Genomic DNA, 23,449 nt, shown 5'->3' with positions numbered 1-23,449 from the left:
AATAATAATTTAATGGCTCAGCCAAACATGAATGTAGCAGAACAGCGCTTATTTGATTCAGAGGTTTCAAGATGAAGAAAACGACTTACCTGTCAGGTGTCAGCCTACTGGCCCTGTCGCTCAGCGGATGCAGTGACTCGAACGATTTCAAACCCATCACCGGCATGGATGGCATGGATATCTATGCCAACGCCTGTGCAAGCTGCCATGGTGAGAATGGTCAGGGCAAGTTCGGACTGCTCCTCAAACTCGCAGACAGTGAGGCAAGCCCGGAGGAGATCTCTGCGAAGATCATCAATGGCGGTCAACTGATGCCCGCATTCCCCAACATCAGTCAAGCCCAGGCTGAGCAGATTGCCGCTTACCTGAAAGCTCAGTAATCCCCGCTACTCTCCCCATCTCGGGGAGAGGCGGTTCTCCACACCCAGCTGATCGAGAATGCGTGACACCATGAAGTCAACGATATCCTCAACACGTTGCGGATTATGGTAGAAGCCTGGATTGGCCGGCATGATCACCGCCCCCATACGACTCAGTTTCAGCATATTTTCCAGATGGATCTCTGAAAAGGGGGTCTCCCTGACCACCAGAATCAATTTACGTCGCTCTTTCAGCACCACATCGGCCGCCCGTTCCATCAGATCGTTGCTGGCGCCACAGGCAATCGCGGAGAGGGCTCCCACGGTGCAGGGACAGACCACCATCGCCCTGGGAGGATTGGAGCCACTGGCTACCGGCGCCATCCACTGCTGTCGACCAAACACCTGCAGCTGTTCCGCTGTGGCATTGAATCGCTCACAGAGTATTCTCTGAATCTCTGCAGGCTGGGAAGGCAACTCCAGGCCGGACTCCATTCGCAACACCACTTGCGCGGCCTGACTGACCATCAGATAGAGTGGCTCACCCGCCTGCAGCAGGGATTCGATAAGGCGCAGCGCATAGGCACTGCCGGACGCCCCGGTAATCGCCACCGCAATAGGATTGGTCTCGATACTCATAGACACTATTGTAAAGCATCCAGCAAGCGTTGATGAATCGCTTCGAATCCGCCATTACTCATCACCAGGACATGGTCACCCGGTTCAGCCATCGCCTTTACCCGCTCAACCATCCCCTGGGTTGTCTGAAACACCTCTGCCCGGTCACCCAGCGGGGCCATCACGGCAGCGGCATCCCACTGCAGATCCTGTGGGGCAAACAGCAGAATTCGGTCAGCCGCTTCGAGTGAACCACTCAGACGCCCGGTATGGATATCCTGCTTCATGGTGTTTGAGCGGGGCTCAAGCAGCGCAATGATGCGTGCCTCACCAACCCGTTTACGCAAACCGTCCAAGGTGGTCTCGATGGCGGTGGGATGGTGTGCGAAGTCATCATAGACCCTGATACCGGCCACCTCTCCACGCAGTTCCATGCGCCGTTTAACGTTCTTGAAACTCGACAGCGCTGCTATCGAGACACTGGGAGGAACCCCGGCATGACGGGCTGCAGCAATCGCCGCCAGGGCATTGGCCAGATTATGCTGACCCAGCAGATCCCATTCGACACGACCCTGTGGCTTGTTATCGCAAACCACATCGAAAGCCTGTCCATCCGGCGTCGCATTGACCCCATGCCAATCCGTCTCTTCGATCGGGTCAAAGCGTTCAATCGGTGTCCAGGCGCCCATCCCGATCACCTCGTCCAGGGCTTGATCACGACTCGGGCAGATAATCAGACCCTGGGCAGGGACAGTCCTCACCAGATGGTGAAACTGACGTTGAATCATTGCCAGATCATCGAAGATATCCGCATGATCGAACTCCAGGTTGTTCAGCACCAGGGTTCGGGATCTGTAGTGGACAAACTTCGAGCGTTTGTCGAAAAAAGCGGTATCGTACTCATCCGCCTCGACCACGAAGAAGGGGGGGTTTCCCAGGCGTGCGGAGACGCCGAAATTCTCCGGTACGCCGCCAATCAGAAAGCCGGGCTCCAGCCCCGCCTCCTGCAGAATCCAGGCGAGCAGGCTGGAGGTACTGGTTTTACCATGGGTACCCGCAACAGCCAGCACCCAGCGATCCTGCAACACATGTTCGGCCAGCCACTGGGGCCCGGAGGTATAGACCAGGCCCTGATCGAGCATATACTCCACCGCCGGATTTCCCCGTGACATGGCATTGCCCACGACCACCACATCCGGCGCCGGCTGCAACTGTTCCGCTTCGAACCCCTCCATCAGTTTGATGCCAGCCTGTTCCAGCTGGGTGCTCATCGGCGGATAGACATTGGCATCGGAACCACTGACCTGATGGCCAAGCGCCCTCGCCAATAGTGCGATGCCCCCCATGAAGGTCCCGCAGATTCCAAGGATATGTAGATGCATCAGCCAGTTACCGGAAAGATCAGAGCCACCAGAGTACCGGCAAGCAGGGTATAGAGCAATGCGATGGCGATCCCAACATTGAGCGAGAACTCAAAGGTGTGTCTGAGGATATGACCGATCACAACCACACCCCAGGCAAATACCACCAGGAACAGAATACCGGCTTCTGCAGACTGGTTCTGTTTACCCCAGGCGATCAGAGGCAGTGCCAACATACCCAGCAGAAAGCCACACATCATCAGCGCGGTTGCCGACTGGATGAATCGCTCCAGTCGCCCATTCAGCAGCAGAGCGGCGTACAAGGCACTCATCATCAGAGCCAATTCGAACAGGGTCTGGCCAATCGCCTTTGCCGGACTCGAATCCGCATCCATCAACATCAAGACCCCGGCCAGCAGATTCAGTATGGCGGTAATCCACAACAGAACGGAGGAAGCCGGAAGATCCTGGGGACTCCGCCGTAACAGACAGAGTTCGATTGCTGCGCTGATCAGTGCCTTCAAAGATCGTCACCCAGCGTCCGGTCAACTGCAAAAGGACTCCACGCCTGACAAACGGGCATCACTTCCAAGGCATTGATATTGACATGGGGCGGCACTGCCGTGACCCAGTAGACGATTTCAGCGATATCCGGCCCGGTCAGAGGCTGGGTACCCTGATAGACATCGGCAGCCTGTTGCGCATCACCTTTCATGCGCACCAGGGAAAACTCGGTCTCTGCCAGCCCAGGTTCGATATTGGTTACCCGCAGCGGGGTGCCGACCAGATCCGCCTTCAGACCACGGCTGAACTGCTGCACGAACGCCTTGGTCGCCCCATAGGCATTACCACCCGGATAGGGCCAGCTGCCGGCCACCGAACCGATATTGATAATGTGCCCCCGGCGTCGCTGCACCATACCTGGCAGGATCAGCCGGGTCATATGCATCAATCCCTTGATATTGGTATCCACCATTGTCTGCCAATCCTGCAGGTCCGCTTCGTGTGCGGGCTGCAACCCCAACGCCAATCCCGCATTATTGACCAGCACATCAATCTCCCGACTCGCTTCCGGCAGCGCATCGAGGAAACCTTCCACCGCCTGTGGATCGGTCACATCCAGGGTCTGGATCACCACTTCAGACTGGCCGGAGAGCTCCTCACTCAGAGCCTGCAATCGATCCATTCGCCTGGCGCATAGCACCAGATCATCACCAGCCTCAGAGAAGCGGCGTGCACAAGCTTCACCGAACCCGGATGAAGCACCGGTAATCAAAACACGTTTTTTCATGTGTCAATCAAAGGGTAGTCAGTTGCTGGCCCTAAGGCCTGTTAACGCTAATTCAATCACAATAGATTACGCTTTTGAACCTTCGTCATCCGGTGGTGATTCTCAAATTTAACCAATCGTTTTTCCAATCCTGAACCGGTCAGCGACCACGCTTTGCAATGCCCCCAACCAAGGCCGGAATCAGGCTCATCAGTAACAGCAGCAGAACTGCCGGATTGCCAATCCGGGCATATGGGGTTTGACCACTCAAGGGCACAATCTCACCTTGCAGGACATCCTCTTCGAGCAGCGGTGAGACAGCCCCAAGTTTGCCACTCGGCGCAATGATCGCCGAGACACCGGTATTGGTCGATCGTAACAGATAGCGACTGCTCTCCAGGGCGCGCATGCGGGCGATCTGCAGATGTTGATGAGGGGCCAGTGAGTCACCGAACCAGGCATCGTTGCTGACATTGATCAGATAGGCCGCCTCAGGCAGTGCCTGGATCATTTCGCTACCGAAAGCATCCTCATAACAGATCGACATACCCACCGTATGATCGCCAACCCGCATCAATGGTTTGCGTGCCTGTCGTGCCGAGAAATCCGACATCGGGATGGTGAACAGATCCACCAGAGGCCACAGCAGGGACTTCAGCGGCAGATATTCGGTGAACGGCACCAGATGACCTTTGTAGTAGTGGTCGCGCTCCTCGTTGCCCAGGGAGACCAGGGCGTTGTAGTAGTTATCCCGCTGCTGGTCCATCTGCACCACACCGAACACCAGATTGGAACCCGACTCCCTGACACGCCTCTCCAGGGGTACGATAAAAGCCTCTTCCACCTGAAACTGAAAGGCTGAAACCGCCGTCTCCGGCCAGATGATCAGATCCCTGTCCAGGTTCTCCTTGGTCAGGTTGGCATACAGCACCAGACTTGGCGACAACTGCTCCGGCAGCCACTTTTGCGCCTGTGGAATGTTGCCCTGGATCAGCGCCACCGATAAGGGCTCGCCGGCGGGCCGACTCCATTCGATATCCGTGAACCACCAGCCTGCCAGCCAGATCAGCGCCAGCGCAGTCACCCGCCACGGCCGACCGACCCTACAGGTCAACAGACAGCTGAGCAGTCCCGCGCTGAGAATCACCATCCAGCTCACCCCCAGCACACCCAGCAACGGGGCATATCCGGCAAGCGGCGAATCGAGTTGGGAGTAGCCGGGCTGCAACCAGGGAAAGCCGGTTAAAAACCAGCCCCGGAACCACTCCATCAATACCCAGAGAGCCGGATAGATCAGAGCCAGTTTATGGCCTGCGCTGAAACCATGAAATCGCCCGGCCAGCCAGCCGACAAGACCGTAGTAGAGGGAGATTACAAGGATGAATCCCAGGGTAATGATCAGCGGAAACAGCCAACCCAGTTCACCGAACTGGGCAATGCTGACATAGAGCCAGGAGACGCCTGTGCCGAGCAATCCGAAGCCGTAGAAAAAACCGCTCTTGAAAGTGGGGCCAGCGCTCTTCTGCCAGATCAGAAACAGCAGCATCGGACCCAGCACTGCTATGATCCAGAGATCGAAGGGTGCAAAGGCCAGGGTGGTCAATCCACCGGCCAGGGCAGCGAAAACAGCAGGTGTGCGTAACAGCAAACGGCTCATACCAGGATCATTCATGCACTACCTGCTGGTGGGCTCCTGCAAGATTTCCAAGCAGCCCCTGTTGGCTTTTGAGCCGTACAGAGTGTCGCTTATAGCACGCCGATTCATGGTACAAATTCCATCACTTCGTGTCCTACCCAAGCGTTCTGTTTTGGCGGCAATCTGTCGCTTCATAAAATACTCAGTGGCCCCTTAAAGTCTGCGGAGGAAACGGAAACGCAGCAGTTTTATTGGATGACTTCAGATAATGCCCGATCCGGGTATCGACCTGAGTGGTATGCAGGGCGAACCATTCAAACAGGAATTCAACGATCGCCTCCAGATCGAGCACCTCGTTTCGATACTGGTGTATTTTATCGGTCAAGCGGGCAAGTAACACCTGATGCTCTTGTTGGTGGGTTTGCAGTTCCGGATAGTCGATATCGAGCATGATATTCTCTTCACTTATGAAGTGAAAAATGGCGTATTGTTTAACCTCTTCAAGGTGCTGGAGGATACGCTGGCGATCCAGATTGAGATCCAGGGCCAGGGATGCATCACTGATCAAACCCAGAAAAATCCTATGCTCGAAATCGATCCGCTCATTACCGATTTCATACTCATGGTGCCACTCAATGTTGATCATGGTCATTCCCTCTTACTGACACACCACTGATACCTAAAGCATAGCCCTAAGCCGACGCATCCTTGACCGATACCTGGTAATAATCCGGCAATCATTTAACCCCTGAGCGTTAACTATCAGGTGACTGGGTTTACCTCATCTTCCTCCGGGATATCGTGCTCATCCTCAATCTCGCCGACGATCTGTTCAAGCAGATCTTCCAGGGTCACCACACCAGCCGTGGAACCATATTCGTCGACAACCACTGCCATGTGATTACGGCTCTTTTTCAGATTCTTTAAAAGTTGATTGAGACGCATCGCTTCAGGCACGAACAACGCCTCACGCATCACTTCATTGATATCGAAGCGATCCCGCTGCTGTTTCTGAAAGAATGGCAGCAGATCCTTGGACAGCAGCATTCCCAGCACCTCATCCACATCCTCGCCGATCACCGGCATCCGGGAGTGGGCCGAATCGATGGCGACCCGCAATACCTCGTCCAGGTCATCAGCCGCCCGCACCACCTCCAGTTTGGCCCTTGGGGTCATCACGTCCCTGGCCCGCCGCTCGGAGACCAGCATCGCCCCTTCCATCATGCTCAGGGCGTCATCATCGAGCAACTCCCGCTCACTCGCCTCCTTCAGCAGATTGTAGATCTCTTCCTTGTCTTGCGGTTCGCTGCCAAACATTCGGCTGATGCGTTCCAGCCAACGATTGGAGGAACCGTTACCTGATCGGTCTTCGCTGTTCATTACTTCTCATCTGTGTATGGATTGGAAAAATTGAGCGCCTGAAGGATCTGTCGTTCCTTATCTTCCATCAATTGCGCCTGTTGATCATCCTGGTGGTCATAACCCTGCAGGTGAAGGGTGCCGTGAACCACCATATGCGCCCAGTGGGCCTCTAGGGTTTTGTTCTGTTGACGCGCCTCTGCTGAGACCACAGGGGCACATATCACCAGGTCGCCAAGCAGCGGAAGCGCGACTTCCGGCGGCGATTCAAATGGAAATGAGAGGACATTGGTCGGCTTGTCCATGCCTCGATAGTCCCGGTTCAGCTGCCGACTCTCCGACTCATCGACGATGCGGATCACCATCTCCACCTGGTGGTCGGATTCGCCCAAGGCGGCCTCGGCCCAGGCAGACAGTTGCCGATCTGAGGGGCTGGCCTCCGAATCCTCGACAATCCGTTGTATCTCCAACTTGAAGTTGCTCATGGGGGTGGTCAGTTACGCTGATCGAACTCGTCGTAGGCGCGCACGACCCGCTGCACCACCGGATGGCGCACCACATCCCGTGCGTTGAAAAAGGTAAAGCTGATCCCCTCGACATGGGCCAGAACCTCGGTCACCTGGCGTAATCCCGACTGCTGACCTCTGGGCAGATCGATCTGGGTCACATCGCCGGTTATCACAGCGGTGGAGCCGAAACCGATCCGGGTCAGAAACATTTTCATCTGCTCGGGAGTGGTGTTTTGCGCCTCATCCAGAATCACAAAGGACTCGTTGAGGGTACGCCCACGCATGTAGGCTAATGGGGCAATCTCGATGATGTTACGCTCCACCAGCTTGGCGACCTTTTCAAAACCGAGCATCTCGTAGAGCGCATCGTAGAGCGGACGCAGATAGGGATCGATTTTCTGTGACAGATCACCCGGCAGAAAGCCCAGTCGCTCGCCAGCCTCCACGGCCGGCCTGACCAGCAGGATACGTCTGACCTGATCCCGCTCCAGGGCATCCACCGCACTGGCCACCGCCAGATAGGTTTTACCGGTACCGGCCGGGCCGACACCGAAATTGATATCGTGGGTCAGCACCTTGTGCAGGTACTCTTTCTGATTCGCACCCCGGGGACGCACCAGACCCCGACGGGTCTTGATCACTGTCTCCGGCAGGTCGCTGCCCCGATTCTGATCCAGCAGCTCATCCACCCCTGCCTGCTGCAGGAAAAGATGTACCCGCTGCGGTTCGAGCTGTTCGTTCGAGGCGGCGCGATAGAGATCGTTCAGCACCTGCTCACCGGCCTGAATGGCGTGCTTCTCACCGATCAGACGAAACTGGTTGCCACGGTTGTTGATCTCGATGCCGAGGCGTCTTTCGATCAGCCGCAGGTGTTCATCCAGTTGACCGCAGACATTGGCCAATCGGGTGTTGTCGGCCGGCTCCAGGGCCAGATCCAGGGAGTCAGGGTGTTCAGCCAACGGCGCTTTCCTTGAGCTGTCCCAACCACTCGCCACGCAGGGAGTTGGGCAGTGCCTCGGTAATCCGCACCTCGACAAACTGACCGATCAGATCAGCGGGGGCGGTGAAGTTGACCACCCGGTTGTTCTCAGTGCGACCCGCCAGTTGAGACGGATCCTTTTTCGCCGGCCGCTCCACCAGAATCCGCTGGGTGGTACCCACCATCTGGCGACTGATCCGCTGCGCCTGGGTATTGATCAGCTGTTGCAGCCGCTCCAGGCGCTGCTGCTTGACCTCCAGCGGCACATCATCGGGCAGATCCGCCGCCGGGGTGCCCGGCCGACGACTGTAGATGAAGCTGTAGGAGTGATCGAATCCGACCTCCTCAATCAGTTTCAGGGTCTGCTCGAAATCCGCCTCGGTCTCGCCGGGAAAACCGACGATGAAATCGGATGAGATGGTGATATCGGGACGCACCTTGCGCAGCCGGGCAATCCTGGCCTTGTACTCCACCGCCATATGGCCCCGCTTCATCATCGCCAGCACCCGGTCGGAACCGGACTGAACCGGCAGATGGAGAAAACTCACCAGTTCGGGTACCTGAGCGTAGACATCGATCAGGCTGTCGGAAAACTCAACCGGATGGGAAGTGGTGAAGCGGATACGCTCGACACCCTCGATGGCGGCCACATACTCGATCAGCAGCGCCAGATCGGCCTCGCCCCCCTCATGCATCTCTCCCCGATAGGCATTCACGTTCTGCCCCAGCAGATGGATCTCCCTCACTCCCTGCCCGGCCAGTCCGGCCACTTCGGCGATCACATCGTCGAACGGGCGACTGATCTCCTCACCGCGGGTAAAGGGCACCACGCAGTAGGTGCAGTATTTGGAACACCCCTCCATCACCGAGACATAGGCGGTCGGTCCTTCGGCACGGGGCTCCGGCAGCCGGTCGAACTTCTCGATCTCCGGGAAGCTGACATCGACCAGAGGGGCATGCTCCCGGCGCACCTGCTGCACCATCTCCGGCAGTCTGTGCAGGGTCTGAGGGCCGAAAACCAGATCCACATAGGGGGCGCGCTGACGAATTGCGTCACCCTCCTGGCTGGCCACGCACCCCCCCACACCGATAATCAGGGCGGGATTGCGCTCTTTCCAGGGACGCCAGCGCCCCAGCTGGGAGAAGACCTTCTCCTGCGCCTTTTCCCGGATCGAACAGGTATTGAGCAGCAGCACATCCGCCTCTTCCGGATTCTCCGTCAGCTCCAGTCCGGCGGCCACGCGCAGGCCATCCGCCATGCGTGATGAATCGTATTCATTCATCTGGCAACCGAAGGTTTTGATGTAGAGTTTTCCGGCCATTGTCAGTCCCGGTTCAAAATTAGGGTCGCTATAGTATAGCTTGTGGGGTCGAGATCCAATCCTTGAACCTGTCAAACCGTGAGCAGGGCAGTGATCTGCTCGCTATGCCGCTCGGATTGGGCCACCAGTCTCAAGCGTTGTGCAGCGACGATTGCCGCCAGTTCAGCCAGCGCCGTGTCGAAGTCGTCATTGATCACCAGGTAGTCAAACTCAGCATAGTGGGACATCTCACTCACCGCCTGCTGCATTCGCCCCTGAATCACCTCTTCACTGTCCTGCCCTCTGGCGCTCAAACGCTCGTAGAGTGCCTCGGGGCTGGGCGGCAGAATAAAGATCGACACCGCTTCGGGAAAGCGTTTTCGCACCTGCCGGGCCCCCTGCCAATCGATCTCCAGTACCGTATCATCTCCTGCATCCAGCTGGGCCCTGACTTCCGACTCCGAGGTCCCATAGAAGTTACCGAACACCTCGGCATGCTCGAGAAATGCCGCAGCGCCGATCATCGCCTGAAACGCTTCCTGACCGATAAAATGGTAGTCTTTGCCATCCTCTTCACCGGGCCGCATTGGCCGGGTGGTATGGGAAATGGATACCTTCAGCGCCCCATCCTGCTGACGGAGCGATTTCAATAGACTGGTTTTACCGGCGCCGGATGGTGCCGAGAGGATGTACAGCGTGCCTGTGGCCATGTTGGGTCCTGAGATACTTGAGGCTAAGAGTGTTTGCCGACGAATCGTGCCCGGTTTACTGATAATCGAAACTGGGACGCTCACCCGGCGCATTGAAATAGGGCATCATTTTATCCGCAAGCCTGCCCAGTGTCTCGGCGCGATTGGCCGGACTCGGGTGGGTGCTGAGAAACTCCGGGGTGCGTCCGCCGGAGAGCTCCCCCATCTTTTTCCACAGGGTGGCCGCAGCGCGAGGATCATAACCGGCCTTGGCCGCCAGCTCGATGCCGATTCTGTCCGCCTCCTCCTCTGCTGTACGGCTATTGGGCAGATCGATCGCCAGCTTGGCCGCCAGCAGCGAACCGGCCACCACCGCTCTGTTGTCGGTTGATACCGCAACGGCAGCAATACCAATTTGACTGGCCATTGCCACAGACATCTTCTCGGCGGTGTGTTTCGCCAGCGCGTGCGAGATCTCGTGTGCGAGTACCTGCGCCAGCTCATCATCGGTCGGCTTGATCTTCTCCACCAGCCCGGTATAGAGCGCCATCTTGCCCCCGGCCATCGCCCAGGCATTGACGGTCTCCGGATCATCAAGCACCTTCATGCTCCAGGCCCACTTTTCGGTCTCCGGACGCAACTTCACCGCCTGTGCAATCAACCGGCCGGTTATCCGTGCCACCCTCGCCTTGAGCAGCGGATCGTTATCCAGTTTCCCTTCATCCTGGTAGGGCTTCAGCATCTCGGTATAGGCTGTTTTGGAGGAGTTGATCGCCATCTCCTCACTGACGATCATCAGTTGCTTGCGTCCGGTGGGGCTGGTGGCGCAGGCAACCAGGGTCAACAGAATCAGGATTATCGTAAGGCGATTACAGACATTCATGGTATTGAGACAGGTCCACAGGTTGTCAGTTTTGGTTTTAGTGATGGGATCTGTTCAGAGGCCCCAGGTTTCTGACATTAAAACTGACCACTATTCTGCGCTTTCGATCCATCCATTGCCAACCTTGAATGGATCAGGGGCGGTTGTTTTGGATCCATACAAGCCGCTCATAACAGAACATAATTTAACAATTCCCCCAATCAGTACGCCATCCATTGACTAAAGCCAAACACACACGCTGCCGATAACCCTATAGTTAATTTAGGGATCAACAACAGCAAACCGCTTACCCCTAATACCACTAAGGATTAAATGGACTTAACGCCAAAGGACAACAGCTTTGAAAGATCAAAGGAATCGCCGCCGCCACCCACGCTTGAAAATTGATATTCCTGTGGTAATCGAATATCAATCCGAGAGCTTTGATGACTGCCGGATGCTCAACTTTTCCCGTGGCGGCGTCTATCTATGCTGCAGCGATACCCGGCTCAATGAGGCCCTGCCCCACGGCTACATCTCGGAAGCCGACCGGGAAGAGATCCTTCTCAATGTCCCGCAGGAGTCTCAACAGGTACCGGCACGGGTTGTCTATTTCGACCATGGCGGCCTGGGGCTCTCTTTCACAAACGACAGCGGTATCAAACTTTATGAGTCGCTCTACTCCCACAACCAGGCACCCGGCCCCGACTCGGAGATCAGGGTTGCAGATCGACATCACGATCCAAAACAGCAGCAGGATCTGCTGAATCAGATCAAGAAACTGACAAAACCCTATCTGGAGCACGGTTTAAACGATTTTTTCTCGGTTGCTCAAAAGGAGCTGCAAAAAGTCATTTTTGATACGGTCGACCCCCAGGAGCAGTCCGGTCTCTTTTTCGCGCTCAACAGCCTGGAAAAGGACCAACGCAAACTCAATCAAGAGTTCATCGAACAATTTGAACATGGGTTTAACGATCTTATTGAAGGCAACGCAATTGAAGCCGCCGCAAGCTCAGACAACAACCCTGAATTGTCCCTGGTAGAGACCCAGGAGATAGAAACCTGGATTCTGGTCAATGATGTGGCCCGTCGGGCCGAATCCGAGGTCTCCCGTCCGCTCTACCATATCGAGACCGCCCTCAGCCACCTCTGCCACAGCAACGTACACAACGAACTCAATCCGATCGCCCCAATCAGCCTGCTGACCATCTTTAAAAATATACTGGACGGTTATCAGTTCGATACCAAAATCACACGCATATTACTGATTGCATTTCGCAGCACCCTGCTGAATGGCTTGAACCGCTTCTACGAAAATCTGTTGAAACAGATTAACAAAGCCCACATCGATGGCCTTGAAAACCAAGCCCAGGGTGCGTGGACAATCATCAAAAGCAGTGACGCGCCTAGCATCCAAAACACCCCGATCGACCATCTGAGCAAACTCAGTAACCTCCACCCCGACAGTGACGCCCAGGAACCAACCCAAGGCATGTCGGACGATGAACGCAAGGAGGTCATGACCAGCCTGGCCTCCCTCTCAAGACTTCAGGCCGCCACCCTGCAACAGCAGATCGAGAACATGATTCAGGAGGAGAGCTCAAAGCCGATCCAGCTCTCTGCTGAAGCTCGGGCGGCAATCGGTGCCGGTGAGGAGCTGGTCGCCACCCTGAGTGAGGATCCATTGATTACCGATCAGTTACGGGAGCTGATGGGCAGTCTTAAATTTCTCATCATCGAAGCGGTACTGCAGGATACCAGCCTGCTGGAGAACAGCGACCATCCGGTAAGACGGCTGCTCGATACCATCGAATGTCTGAAACCCTATGTCAATCGGGGAAATCAACATTCGTTACTGCGTGACCGGGATACTCAGCAGCTGATCAAGATGACCGAAGCCGTGGAGAGCGGCAAGTTCAATCACGTGGATGAGGTCAGCAGTGAACTGGAGCGACTGTTGAGCGAACAACGCAGCCGTTTCGAAGCCAACCGAAAACTCTCGATCTCCCGCTGCCTCAAGGATGAAAAACTCCGGCGGGCGCAGTTGACTACCTACCAGGCACTCTCAAAGGCCCTGCTCAACCAGACCATCTCACCGATCGTCGACAAACTGTTTCGCTTCGGCTGGGTCAATCTGATGGTACAGACCGCAGTCCTGGAAAAAGCGGATGAGAAAGGTTGGCAAGGCTATCTGCAGATCGTTGAGCTGCTGCATCGAATCTTTTCGGATAAACCAGGAAAACATCAGCTGACCACCAAGCAGCAACAGGCGATGATGACGATGATTCGCAAAGGCTTCACGGACTATCCGATCTACGCCGAACAGGCCAAGTCATTCGAACAGGAGTTACAACGACTGCTCGAGATCGGCGCGGAAGGCGACCAGTTCCCCGACCTGCGGATCGAAGTAAACGAAGCCTATCTTCACCACTATTTTCAAGGCATGAACATTGATCATGCGGACCATGGCCAGTCCAGGACAGACGTTCAGTGGCGCCACACGGTGAACAAGATCGAACTGGATACCTGGTTGGTCAAACAGAATCAGAAAGGCCAGCTCAATGTCCTCAGTCTGGCCTGGAAAAATCCGCAAACAGACCGCTATCTGCTGGTCGACGGGGATGGTTTCAAAGCACTCGATGAATCCCTGGACAGGCTGGCAAGCCGCTTTGCCGATCAACAGATCAGGGTGATGGAGTCTTCCGCCAAACCGATCGTGGAACGCACCATCGAAACCATGCTTGCCAACAGTTACAGTGACTTCAAACAGGAATCCGAGATCGATTCGCTCACCGGGCTCTACAACCGTCGGGCTTTCGAAGCTGAAGTGAGCAAATACCTCAATCAGACAGAGACAGACAGCGGCATCCTGCTGCAGATCGACCTGGACAGATTTCAGGTAGTGAACGATCTGTGCGGATTCGAGGGGGGAGACAAGCTGTTACAGACCGTCACTGACATCCTGCTCAGCTATCTGCCGGAAGGTGGTGCTTTGGGTCGTATTGGTGACGATGAATTCTCGCTGCTTTTGAAGCAGGAGAGTCTGGAGGCCGGCTATCAGGCCGCAGAGATGCTGCGTCAGACGATTGATGAGACTGCATTTGATTGGCAAGGGCGTATGATTCCGACCACCGCCAGTGTCGGTATCGTTGAAATCGACAGCAGCGACCAAAAAGCGGACAAACTGATGCAAGCCGCACTGGCTGCCTGCAACATGGCCAAACAGGGCGGCGGTAACTGTACCCGCATCTACCTGAAGAGCGATTCGGTCTATCAGCAGCGCCAGCAGTTGGTGGAATCCCTACCCGCCATCAAAGAGGCGTTGGCCAAAGGTCGCTTGGAGCTGTTTGTTCAACCGATCGTCCCCCTGCAATCCAACCAACTGACATCGCACCATCATGAGATCCTGCTACGGGTACGCAATGAAAACGGTGAAATCATGTCACCCCAGGGCTTCATCGAGGCAGCGGAAACCTATGATTTGATGCGGGATGTGGATCGTTGGGTGGTGGAGGCCTTTTTCAAACAGCTGGAACCCTTTGCCAACCAACTCCCCGACGGACAGAGCTTCTCCATCAACCTCTCCGGCAAATCCCTCGGGGACCTGGACTTCAAGCGGTTGCTGATCGAGCGCATCAAAGACACCTCTCTGGAGACCAAACATTTTGGTTTTGAGATCACCGAAACGGCCCTGGTTGGGGATATCAGCGATACGGCAGCCGCCATCAATGAGATCCGTGAACTCGGCTGCGCATTCTCCCTGGACGATTTCGGCTCCGGTTACGCCTCTTTCTCATACCTGAAGGATTTCCCGGTGGACTACGTCAAAATCGATGGCATCTTCGTGCGGGAGATTCTCAACAAACCGGCGGATTATGCGATGATCAGCTCGATTACCGAAATCGCCCATTTCATGGAAAAACGGGTAATCGCGGAATTTGTCTCGGATGAGACGACCGCTATGGCGTTGAAACATATGGGTGTCGATTACGGACAGGGCTACCACTTCGGCAAACCAAGGCCATTGGCTGAAGTCCTGAACGAGATCATCACACCGGACAAGTCCGCCGTACACTGAGCCGAGCTCACCAGTAACAATCCACAGACCTGGGACCGCAACCTGAATCCACGTTTTGGCCGGGTTCCGACTCGACTTCTTGTCACGCCCGATTCCAAGTTAGAATAGTGTCAGTAGTTGTACAAAGGACACACCATGCCCCGCACTCCACTCGTCATCCTGACTCTCAGTCTGACTTTAAGCAGTTGTGACTTTGCTCCAACCCCATCAAACGTCAAGGTCAGCAGACAACCAGCGGATGGATTGACCCAAAACTCCTTCGGTCAGAGCTTTCTGCAACAGTTGGTCGATGAGGTCAGGGAGGGTGCCAAGCTGAGCCTCAGCCAGGCGTACGACCGGAACAACATCCCGGCGGCGGAGCGCATCAGCAAACCCCAGGCGGTGGGACGCTATGAGTGGATGGGTGACAAACAACTGGCGGTGATCGACCTCAGTTACAGCTACAACCCCATGCGGGTGATGCGTGTCGTCGGCATTGAAGCTGATCAGATGGTCACCATTAATTGCATCTCACCGTCCGGAATCCCGCTCAAAATGAGAGCGTCGGAGGATGAGTGCAGTGAAGCAATTGCAGAACAGTTCAACCTGCAAGAGCTGCATTGACCTATCACTGTTTCTGCGTTGCCTAGTGGCCAGCTGTACCCAGATAACCAACCGTGAAAATGGCCATCACAATGGCAATTGGTGAAACGGCAAACAGCCAACTGATGATCTGACCAAGAGTAAAACCTGACCGAATGACAGAGAAGGTTGCCAGTGCTACTGCCGCCAGGCCAAATGCTGCCGAGATAAAGTAGTAGTTGCTGACACACTCTGTCTGACAGGTACGGGTATCAAAATGCCCTGAGAGCAGATTCACAAATGTCATGATCAGAAACCCCCAGGAGGCTAGTGCTGACAACAGGGCGACAGGCGTGATGAAACTCATGGCTCTCTCCAAACTTGTTTTAATCCATTATATTGATCAATCGGAGCCTGTTTTCAACGCTGGAGAGCTTGGGGTTATTTGGCTGTTGAGTAGCAACTGCAAGCAGTTGCTACCGATAGAAAACAGTCGAAACCTTATCCGAAACCAGACGGGTAGCGCTGTTCATACAGTCAGATCAGACCTAATTGCATTGACCAATAGAGCCTTCAGCACAGATCCTTCCATCCGTCCAGATGGCATGATCAAATTTCGCCTTGATCAAAATAGCCCCCTGCAGGTTCGCCCCACGCAGATCGGCGCCACTGAGGTCCGCATCAAACAGGCTGGCACCGGTCAGATTGGCCAACATCAGATTGGCATTCTGCAGATTTACACCATGCATGTGGGCATGCTCCAGATTGCTTAACATCAGATTGGTATCCTTGAGATTCGCCAACTGAAAGATTGAGCGGGAAAAGTTTGCGCGTTCGAAATTGGAGCGATCAAGACGGGCGGAGGCCAGCGAGGATTCATGCATATCAACACCCGGCGCCTTGGTATCAATCAGGATAGCCCAGGAACATTGGGCTTCCGGCTCCAGTTTGCAGATCGAATTGACATAAGCGGTTTCTGTAATGTTGTCGGTCCAGGCCATAACCTGTGAGACCCAGAACATAGAAGCCGTTATGACTACTAAGTAGATGCTATCAGTACAGTTAAGTTTTCTCATGAGTTCGCTCCCTGGTGTGAAATTAGATATCGCGTATCTACTGCAGGGTCGCGATAGAAATGACCTATTTTGTCGCTGGATAGGTCAATAATGCGTCAGATCTCTATATTGTTACTAAACTGGAATTTTGCTTTGATCTACAACAATTAGTATTTGCTTCTATAGCAAAAAGAGGAGCACGAGCGAAAAGTCTAGCCACTATAAAGTTCCAGCTTATTTCGCTAACACCATAATACTTATTGGCGCAGTAATGATTCAACCGTAGGAGCGCCTTGAAAGCATCTTTAGTGATTTTTGGTATTTATTACAAGTTCAACGCTTTGACTGCCAAACTCATCATTACCAAGGCGTCTACAGTCCAAAGTACAGCGAGAACATAGGCGGTTATCAGCGCCGAACGAGTTCCAATCTTTAACCCACGCTTTCCCAACACAATTCTGGTGATGCTGAAACAGCCTGGTATGTACAAATAAACGGCTCCCCCAACGAGCGCAAGCACAGGCCACCACTCATTGCCAATAATCATCAAATATCCTGATAGGGGAAGAATCCACATGAGCAAAAAATCCATGATGCCCATGCTGAATCGTTCGAAAGCAAGCATCGTAGGGTCCATTACTTCTTCAGTTTCAGAAAGCCCGAGCTTCGTGGCCAATTCATTATTAAAAACTGCCAATGTTTGCCCGACCCAGCCAATCAGACCCAAGATGATTGTGATTATACCTATCGTAATAATCATTGGCGTCTCCTTTTCTAGAAAAGCAAGGTTAAAGCTGCGCGAAGCAAATGAAACGCAGCGAAATGTGCGTCCAAACGGGAGAGTTGTTATGTGTATTTTAATATAAGGCTAGTTACTTGCTTGATATTTACCAGCGTAGTAGTAGCTATAAGCCATAAAGATGATCAGTGCAATTGCAAAAAGAAGCAGAACAATACTAAACTCAATAGCGCCATCCTGTGAAAATAGAGTTCGTGTGATAGCTAACAATGCAACGACAAGAATCGTTGGTATTAGTATCCACCTTCTTTCCAAAGGTTTTCTATCGGCCATCAATAAAAGTACGGCCCATGAGAGGATTACTGCAGATGCGAGCCCCATTGGATAGACTGTTTCAGTTACCCCCATCCTTTCAGGTATCCACACTAATATCGCGACAGCAAAGTCCGCAACTGCAGCAAGCCAATAACTGATTCGTAATAACAAAACTTGCTTTATCATTGGTCACCGTCATTGGAAGCGTGAATATACATGTTTTTAAATGACTTATTGATATAAAGTAGATAGTATTTTTTAGTTTACAGCTTGATAGATTATCAATGCTGACAATCCTTGTGTAGTAATTTGTTATCTATTTACTTGATTCAGGTTAGTAAAATATTCTCTTAATGTATGTCTTCCATACTCAGGTGCAACCATATCCATCGCCATAACTGTCATAAAGAATTCGATTGGTCCATACACTTTGCTCCCAGTAAATAATCTAACAATTTTGAGAGTAACAACGCGCACCCAATTTGGAATATGAGTTATTTTCGGTTTGATACCCAGCGCATCAAAGGCTACCGTTGCAATCTCATTATGAGATAAGGTTTCGGGCCCGCCGACCTTGATTTCCTGATCAGGCTTTTGAATAGCTTCAATACAGACTGCAGCCAGATCCTCGCCATGTATCGGGTTCGTTTTCAGCTCACCATCACCGAATAGATAGACTCGGCCTTTTGTTGCCATTTTATAAAACTCAGTCATGTCTGAGAAAAATCCATTTGGGCGAATGATGCAGTAATCCAATCCTGACTCTATCAGCTGTTTGACGAACAGCTCTTTTGCTTCACATATTTTCAAATCTCTAAGATTCTCCCCATTTAAAACAGAAATATAAATGAACTTTTTTACTCCGTGCTTTTTTGCTTCCTGCAAAAGATTCATATTTGCCTGATAGTCCACATCCATATAGGTGAGGCCTTCTTTTTGCCGTGTGATACCTACTGTAGAAATGACTACATCAATATTTTTACAGCAATCTTTGATAGAATCAGGCCGGGTTATTTCTGACTGAACTATTTCAGTTACTTCAATCTTGTTTTGTTTTAGTTTTTCAGGATTGCGCACAAGCGCTCTGACAGGATATGACAATTTCACAAGCTCTTTGGCAATATATCCGCCCAAGTAACCTGTGGCTCCTGCTATAAGGACTCTATTCATATCGCACCTCAATCAGTATCTGCATAACGCTCAGTAAACCGCTTGCGTGATAGCGTCAGACGAGTGAACAAATCTTAATCGTTGTTGAGATTTTTTTCAGGTATTTTCGTGCTGAAGTAAGAGTTCCATAGAGATATAGGTAATTCCACTATCTGTTTCTACGCTTCCAGTTATGTAAAAACCCATCTTTTGGTAGATTGGCTCGACATATGGTGAGGAATGCACTATGAGTTTTGATAGATTCGGGTCTGAAATAGATGCCTTATCTAGTGAACGAGCCAATAGTTTTTTGCTATACCTTGATGCCTGACGGTCACAAACAGCAGAGCTACCATATTTGGAGGACAAAACTCTAACATACCAACAATTGTATCATCTTGTACCGCCACCAGCACAAAGCCATCAGACTGCATACGCACTTTCAGTGCCTCTGGATTGGCGATAAACTGAAGCCATATATTCCTTAAAAACCTGTGCCACCAAAGCGCAAACCATCTGTTCTTCACCAGGACACATTTCTCGATAGCAATACGATCTCATGCAGCTCTATCTCTTAAATACTCAACGCTTTCAATAATCGGTTAGTATAGTTGAATTGTGTAGCTCAGCTTTTGCTGAGGAAATAACGCGAAACGCTGAGCGATACAATAGAATTACAAGTACTAACGCTACAATTATATCAGGCCAGCCTGACCCTGATAACCAAACAGCTCCGGCAGCAATAATTACTGAAAGATCTGAGGCAATGTCATTTCGCGAGCATGCCCATACTGAACTCATATTCACATCTTCATGGCGATGACGCCAAAGAAGAAAAAGACATATAGAATTTGCAATAAGACTTAGAATGCCGAAGATACCCATTGCCTCGAAAACAGGTACGCCTGGAACAAAAAGTTTGTAAATGATTTGGGTTGTTACAATTATTGCTGCCAAAAGAATAAGTACACCTTTAAAAAAGGCAACCTTAGCTTTCATATTATTGCCACGAGAAATAGCAAATAAGCTTAATGCATAAGTAAGAGCATCACCGAAATTATCAAAGCTATTGGCAAGTAACGCCGTAGAATCACCGTATATGGCAGCACCAACTATCACGATAAACATGATAGCATTGATGCCTAAGACAGTTTTAAGTGTTCCTCGTTGTCGCTCTTCTTGAAGGGCATTTACTGAACATCCTCCGTCACAACATCCGCTCATAAATATAATCTCTTTTGTAACCTAACTGTTGATTATGTGGACGGCACATATAATGCGTTAACACACCGATAGTACTACAAATGTTCTTGTTTGACTGCCTGATCAATATTTCAAGATCAATCTTACTTAAACTCCTCACTAACAATCTGTTTTATTTAAAAAACTATCTTAATCCTGGTTGTACATTCCACTTAGTGTCAAACATTTCACTACTCACTATTAGGCACAGGAAGTAAGTATTTTGTAAGGGGTTGCTTCAAGAGAATGACGAACAAGAGGATGAAGTACTGCTACCGCCTCTCGGGTAATAGATTCCCAGACAGATTTTGATCTATCAATTGAATGATTCGTTTGAAGAGAGGGTAAACAGAGATTACCGTTGGCTTGTGCGGTTCGATCGATTCCTCTATTTCCACAAAGAGATGCTTCCATGTTAATGGATCGTTGCTTGAATACCCCCTTTCTAGTGAATGTACTGTAAAAAGCAAGATATCCCATACATAACAGTGCCTTGCTGCATTAACACCAATCATTTCCTTCCCCTAACAGACTAATCATCCGTTACTTCAGCGACTGGGCCTATGTCGGCCGCATACCCTGACTATTCATAAGGGGATTGAGTTTTTTCAATGTGTGTATCAGCCCCATCCGACACTATTCGCACTTTACTTAACCATTCTCAGGTAGTACTACTCATGAAAAATCCCACTTTCACCGCTGCACTGCTCGGCGCCCTATTCTCTTTTAACACAACTTTCGCCTTTTCGGCTGAGTCCGGAGATCAAGACGATCCAACTGATACACCTGCTATTGTGGTCGAACAGACCATCCAACATGACTACAATAAGGCGCTGGATATCGTCAGGCAGCAGTTGAAGGACGACGGCTGGAAACTGATTGCTGAAATCAACTTAGGCACTCGCCTGGCGAAAAAAGGGGTGGAGGTTCCCGGTGGACTGGTGATCTTCAAGCTGACCAGCGGTAAGAATGCCGTACCACTGTTGGCTGCCGATGAGACCCGTTACGTCTCCGCCATGATGCCATGTGGTCTCTCCGTCTATGGCAAGCAGGATGGTACGGTTGTTATCTCACGTATGAACTTTGAGATGATGAGTTCTATGCTGGAGCCCAAGGTTGCGAAAGTGATGACGAAATCGATCGCCAAACTCAACAAGACTGTTGAGAGTGCGATAGCCAAAATGGCCGTTAATTGATTCACTGATTGTCGATTCTGACTATCCCGGGAAGGGAATCCGGGGATTCAGGTCCGCACCATTTTCGCTGAAATGCACCTTCCCCATCTGTCTTTATCTTAATTACAAATCTTTGTTGCTAACCGCCATTCCGCATTCTCGGTTGCAGACTCTTTTTTATGCCAAAAACTCTGCACGCAGGTAGGGGTCTTGTTTGAAACTGCCTCCAAGCGCTTTGGTTCTGGTGTGTGAACTACTGTCCATCACTCCTCTGGCCTTTACGCAGTAATGGGTGGCTTCGATGGAGACCGCCACATCCTCGGTATCCAGCAGCGTCTGCAGAGCAACCAGTATCTGCCGGGTGAGGCGCTCCTGTACCTGGGGCCGCTGTGCAAAAAAACGTACGATCCGGTTGATCTTTGACAGACCAATGAGGCTCGCTGAGGGTAGATAGGCCACCTTCACCTTGCCGTCGATGGTGATGAAGTGGTGTTCGCAGGTACTGGTCAGGTCGATCTCCTCGACTGAGATCATCTCATCCGAGCCCATCTTGTTATCGATCAGGGTGATCTTGGGGAAATGGCTGTAGTCGAGACCGGAAAAGATCTCATGGATATACATCTTGGCAATTCTGTGGGGTGTCTCGATCAGGCTGTCGTCCGACAGGTCGAGACCGAGTGTCTGCATCACTTCACTCATCAGATCCCGGATTCGATCGTACTTCTGATCCTGGCTCATGCCATTATCGAACATCGGTGTTTCGAGGCCATGCTCGATCAATGCATCACGCACTAAGGCTGCTTCGTCACTTATTTTTGGTTGTTTGGTAAGACGTAGAGGTTTGTTGAGCATGGCTGTGGTCTCTCCGTTGGCATGCTCTCTGAGTCAATCGGTCGATGGATTTCAACCCAAGAGTAAACATAACCGTGTGTACAAATTGATCTACTGGCGGGATTGATTGGGGTCTGGTCTGGTCAGTTCATCAATCGAGCTGATGTGAAATTTGATTCACACACCGACGCCAGATCAGTAATCGATAAAAGTTTTAAACTGTTAGAAAGATAATAGGCAGTTGATGTAGCAAAGAAAACACGCAATTCCTAAAGGAAATATATCGCTCTTTGCCAATCCAATTGACCTCTGTGAGGAGCAGGGGTTCAATGAGCATCACGTCCGGATAGATCTTAGGGTAAGGCACCAAAGGCTGAGTAGCTTAGTACAGGCACACCGCTCATACAGATAGCCGGTTCGTGCTGACAAGCCTGGAACAGAAAGAATCCGATTACAAACAGGGCTACTCTAAATTCTGCACCTGCTCGCGCATCTGTTCGATCAGTACTTTCATCTCCACCGCCGAACGTGTCACATCGACACTATTCGATTTGGAGGTGAGTGTGTTGGCCTCACGGTTGAGCTCCTGCATCAGAAAATCGAGCCGCCGTCCGATCGGCTCATCGGATTCCAGCACCCGCCTTACCTCTTCGATATGGGTCTCGAGGCGATCCAGCTCTTCATCCACGTCGAGGCGTTGGGCCAACAGCACCATCTCCTGCTCGACCCGGGATTCATCCAGCTCTTCCATCACTTCATTGAGACGGTCTTTGATCCGGCTGCGCACCGACTCCAGCACATCCGGCATCAAGCCCCTTACCCGACCCACTTCCGAAGCCAGGGCATCGCAGCGCAAACCGATGATTTCTCCCAACCGCTCCCCTTCCCGTAACCGGTTGTCGATCAGGCTGTCGAGGGCGGTCTCCAAAAGCTGCATCGCCTGCACCTTGACCGGCGTGTAGTCCCGCTCTTCCTCCTCCAGCACACCAGGCCAGCGCAGCAGGTCACCGGAGCGCATGCTGGGATCCAGTTCGATCATATCGGCCAGCTGCTGGTCCACGTCGATCAACTGCTCGACCAGTCGCTGGTTGATGCAGAGGGAGGCATCGCCGCTCGTGCCCGCTTTGTACTTCAGACTGACATCGAGTTTTCCCCGCCCAAGACGATTGTTGAGACGCTCCCGGATGTTCGGCTCCAGGGCCCTGAGCTCTTCAGGTAAACGCAGAAATGCCTCCAGGTAGCGGTGATTGACTGAGCGGATCTCCCAACTCATGTTGCCCAGTTCACCTCGATACTCTTCCCTTGCGAAGGCGGTCATACTGCTGATCATATTGGTCTGCCTGATCTTTCTGGTTGATTCG

24 protein-coding genes and 1 pseudogene are annotated in these 23,449 nt (G+C 52.3%); 4 read left to right on the top strand and 21 right to left on the bottom strand.

Annotated features, from left to right (window positions below; all coding sequences use genetic code 11):
- Window positions 1-71 precede the first annotated feature (71 nt).
- The gene (locus A3193_RS18085; RefSeq protein ID WP_069002737.1) at window positions 72-380 is read left to right on the top strand and encodes a c-type cytochrome; all 309 of its coding nucleotides are present in this window, start codon (window positions 72-74) and stop codon (window positions 378-380) included.
- Between the two features lie 6 nt (window positions 381-386).
- Here the strand turns inward: A3193_RS18085 and A3193_RS18080 are convergent, their stop codons facing one another.
- From A3193_RS18080 to A3193_RS18025, 12 genes are all read right to left on the bottom strand, one after another.
- Window positions 387-998, bottom strand: coding sequence for a flavin prenyltransferase UbiX (locus tag A3193_RS18080; RefSeq protein ID WP_069002736.1), 612 nt, complete (start codon window positions 996-998; stop codon window positions 387-389).
- 5 nt (window positions 999-1,003) lie between these two features.
- Entirely contained in the window at window positions 1,004-2,359 is a 1,356-nt protein-coding gene (gene mpl / locus A3193_RS18075) for a UDP-N-acetylmuramate:L-alanyl-gamma-D-glutamyl-meso-diaminopimelate ligase (protein WP_069015437.1), read from the bottom strand.
- The gene (locus A3193_RS18070; protein ID WP_069002734.1) at window positions 2,359-2,862 is read right to left on the bottom strand and encodes a hypothetical protein; all 504 of its coding nucleotides are present in this window, start codon (window positions 2,860-2,862) and stop codon (window positions 2,359-2,361) included. Before A3193_RS18070 ends, mpl begins: the two co-directional genes overlap by 1 nt.
- A complete protein-coding gene (locus tag A3193_RS18065; protein ID WP_069015436.1) occupies window positions 2,859-3,629 on the bottom strand; it encodes an SDR family oxidoreductase in 771 nt (256 codons plus the stop codon). Before A3193_RS18065 ends, A3193_RS18070 begins: the two co-directional genes overlap by 4 nt.
- 139 nt (window positions 3,630-3,768) lie before the next feature.
- On the bottom strand, window positions 3,769-5,280 hold the full coding sequence (gene lnt / locus A3193_RS18060; RefSeq protein ID WP_069015435.1) for an apolipoprotein N-acyltransferase: 1,512 nt from the start codon (window positions 5,278-5,280) through the stop codon (window positions 3,769-3,771).
- A 166-nt stretch (window positions 5,281-5,446) separates the two neighbouring features.
- Window positions 5,447-5,890, bottom strand: a complete 444-nt coding sequence (locus A3193_RS18055; RefSeq protein WP_069015530.1) for a bacteriohemerythrin — start codon at window positions 5,888-5,890, stop codon at window positions 5,447-5,449.
- 116 nt (window positions 5,891-6,006) lie between these two features.
- Entirely contained in the window at window positions 6,007-6,624 is a 618-nt protein-coding gene (locus tag A3193_RS18050; RefSeq protein WP_069002730.1) for a CBS domain-containing protein, read from the bottom strand.
- Window positions 6,624-7,088 (bottom strand): rRNA maturation RNase YbeY, encoded by a 465-nt coding sequence (gene ybeY, locus A3193_RS18045; protein WP_069002729.1) that lies wholly within the window; start codon window positions 7,086-7,088, stop codon window positions 6,624-6,626. The genes A3193_RS18050 and ybeY overlap by 1 nt, the downstream gene beginning before the upstream one ends.
- An 8-nt stretch (window positions 7,089-7,096) precedes the next feature.
- A complete protein-coding gene (locus A3193_RS18040; protein ID WP_069002728.1) occupies window positions 7,097-8,071 on the bottom strand; it encodes a PhoH family protein in 975 nt (324 codons plus the stop codon).
- Window positions 8,064-9,413, bottom strand: a complete 1,350-nt coding sequence (miaB, locus tag A3193_RS18035; protein ID WP_069015434.1) for a tRNA (N6-isopentenyl adenosine(37)-C2)-methylthiotransferase MiaB — start codon at window positions 9,411-9,413, stop codon at window positions 8,064-8,066. Before miaB ends, A3193_RS18040 begins: the two co-directional genes overlap by 8 nt.
- A gap of 71 nt (window positions 9,414-9,484) precedes the next feature.
- Window positions 9,485-10,102 carry a guanylate kinase gene (gmk, locus tag A3193_RS18030; RefSeq protein WP_069002726.1) on the bottom strand — a complete coding sequence of 206 codons (618 nt, stop codon included), beginning with the start codon at window positions 10,100-10,102 and terminating at the stop codon, window positions 9,485-9,487.
- A 55-nt stretch (window positions 10,103-10,157) separates the two neighbouring features.
- Window positions 10,158-10,964 (bottom strand): M48 family metallopeptidase, encoded by an 807-nt coding sequence (locus A3193_RS18025; protein WP_069002725.1) that lies wholly within the window; start codon window positions 10,962-10,964, stop codon window positions 10,158-10,160.
- 340 nt (window positions 10,965-11,304) lie between these two features.
- Here A3193_RS18025 and A3193_RS18020 point away from each other — a divergent pair, with 340 nt between their 5' ends.
- Window positions 11,305-15,021 (top strand): DUF1631 family protein, encoded by a 3,717-nt coding sequence (locus A3193_RS18020; protein WP_139116853.1) that lies wholly within the window; start codon window positions 11,305-11,307, stop codon window positions 15,019-15,021.
- 135 nt (window positions 15,022-15,156) lie between these two features.
- Entirely contained in the window at window positions 15,157-15,624 is a 468-nt protein-coding gene (locus A3193_RS18015) for a hypothetical protein (RefSeq protein ID WP_069015433.1), read from the top strand.
- Between the two features lie 22 nt (window positions 15,625-15,646).
- Here A3193_RS18015 and A3193_RS18010 read toward each other — a convergent pair whose 3' ends face one another.
- The 7 genes and pseudogenes from A3193_RS18010 to A3193_RS17980 form a co-directional block, all read right to left on the bottom strand.
- A complete protein-coding gene (locus tag A3193_RS18010) occupies window positions 15,647-15,949 on the bottom strand; it encodes a hypothetical protein (RefSeq protein WP_069002722.1) in 303 nt (100 codons plus the stop codon).
- A 181-nt stretch (window positions 15,950-16,130) separates the two neighbouring features.
- Window positions 16,131-16,658 carry a pentapeptide repeat-containing protein gene (locus A3193_RS18005; protein WP_083218840.1) on the bottom strand — a complete coding sequence of 176 codons (528 nt, stop codon included), beginning with the start codon at window positions 16,656-16,658 and terminating at the stop codon, window positions 16,131-16,133.
- A 304-nt stretch (window positions 16,659-16,962) separates the two neighbouring features.
- The gene (locus A3193_RS18000) at window positions 16,963-17,397 is read right to left on the bottom strand and encodes a hypothetical protein (RefSeq protein WP_069002720.1); all 435 of its coding nucleotides are present in this window, start codon (window positions 17,395-17,397) and stop codon (window positions 16,963-16,965) included.
- A 108-nt stretch (window positions 17,398-17,505) separates the two neighbouring features.
- Complete coding sequence (locus A3193_RS17995; protein WP_069002719.1) at window positions 17,506-17,877, bottom strand: hypothetical protein; 372 nt, start codon at window positions 17,875-17,877, stop codon at window positions 17,506-17,508.
- 126 nt (window positions 17,878-18,003) lie between these two features.
- Window positions 18,004-18,861: an SDR family oxidoreductase gene (locus A3193_RS17990; protein ID WP_069015432.1), complete on the bottom strand. Its 858-nt coding sequence runs from the start codon at window positions 18,859-18,861 to the stop codon at window positions 18,004-18,006.
- 96 nt (window positions 18,862-18,957) lie between these two features.
- Window positions 18,958-19,274, bottom strand: a pseudogene (locus A3193_RS21135) (GNAT family N-acetyltransferase).
- A 157-nt stretch (window positions 19,275-19,431) separates the two neighbouring features.
- On the bottom strand, window positions 19,432-20,064 hold the full coding sequence (locus A3193_RS17980) for a cation efflux transmembrane domain-containing protein (RefSeq protein ID WP_069015430.1): 633 nt from the start codon (window positions 20,062-20,064) through the stop codon (window positions 19,432-19,434).
- Window positions 20,065-20,759: 695 nt separating this feature from the next.
- Here A3193_RS17980 and A3193_RS17975 point away from each other — a divergent pair.
- Window positions 20,760-21,278, top strand: a complete 519-nt coding sequence (locus A3193_RS17975; protein WP_069002715.1) for a DUF302 domain-containing protein — start codon at window positions 20,760-20,762, stop codon at window positions 21,276-21,278.
- A gap of 156 nt (window positions 21,279-21,434) precedes the next feature.
- Here A3193_RS17975 and folE read toward each other — a convergent pair whose 3' ends face one another.
- Together folE and A3193_RS17965 are read right to left on the bottom strand one after the other, a co-directional pair.
- The gene (folE, locus tag A3193_RS17970) at window positions 21,435-22,109 is read right to left on the bottom strand and encodes a GTP cyclohydrolase I FolE (RefSeq protein WP_069015429.1); all 675 of its coding nucleotides are present in this window, start codon (window positions 22,107-22,109) and stop codon (window positions 21,435-21,437) included.
- 442 nt (window positions 22,110-22,551) lie between these two features.
- Window positions 22,552-23,418 carry a YicC/YloC family endoribonuclease gene (locus A3193_RS17965; protein ID WP_069002713.1) on the bottom strand — a complete coding sequence of 289 codons (867 nt, stop codon included), beginning with the start codon at window positions 23,416-23,418 and terminating at the stop codon, window positions 22,552-22,554.
- Window positions 23,419-23,449: the final 31 nt, after the last annotated feature.

Source organism: Candidatus Thiodiazotropha endoloripes, assembly GCF_001708965.1.
GTDB lineage: Bacteria > Pseudomonadota > Gammaproteobacteria > Chromatiales > Chromatiaceae > Thiodiazotropha > Thiodiazotropha endoloripes.
This window is presented reverse-complemented; position numbering and strand designations above follow the sequence as displayed.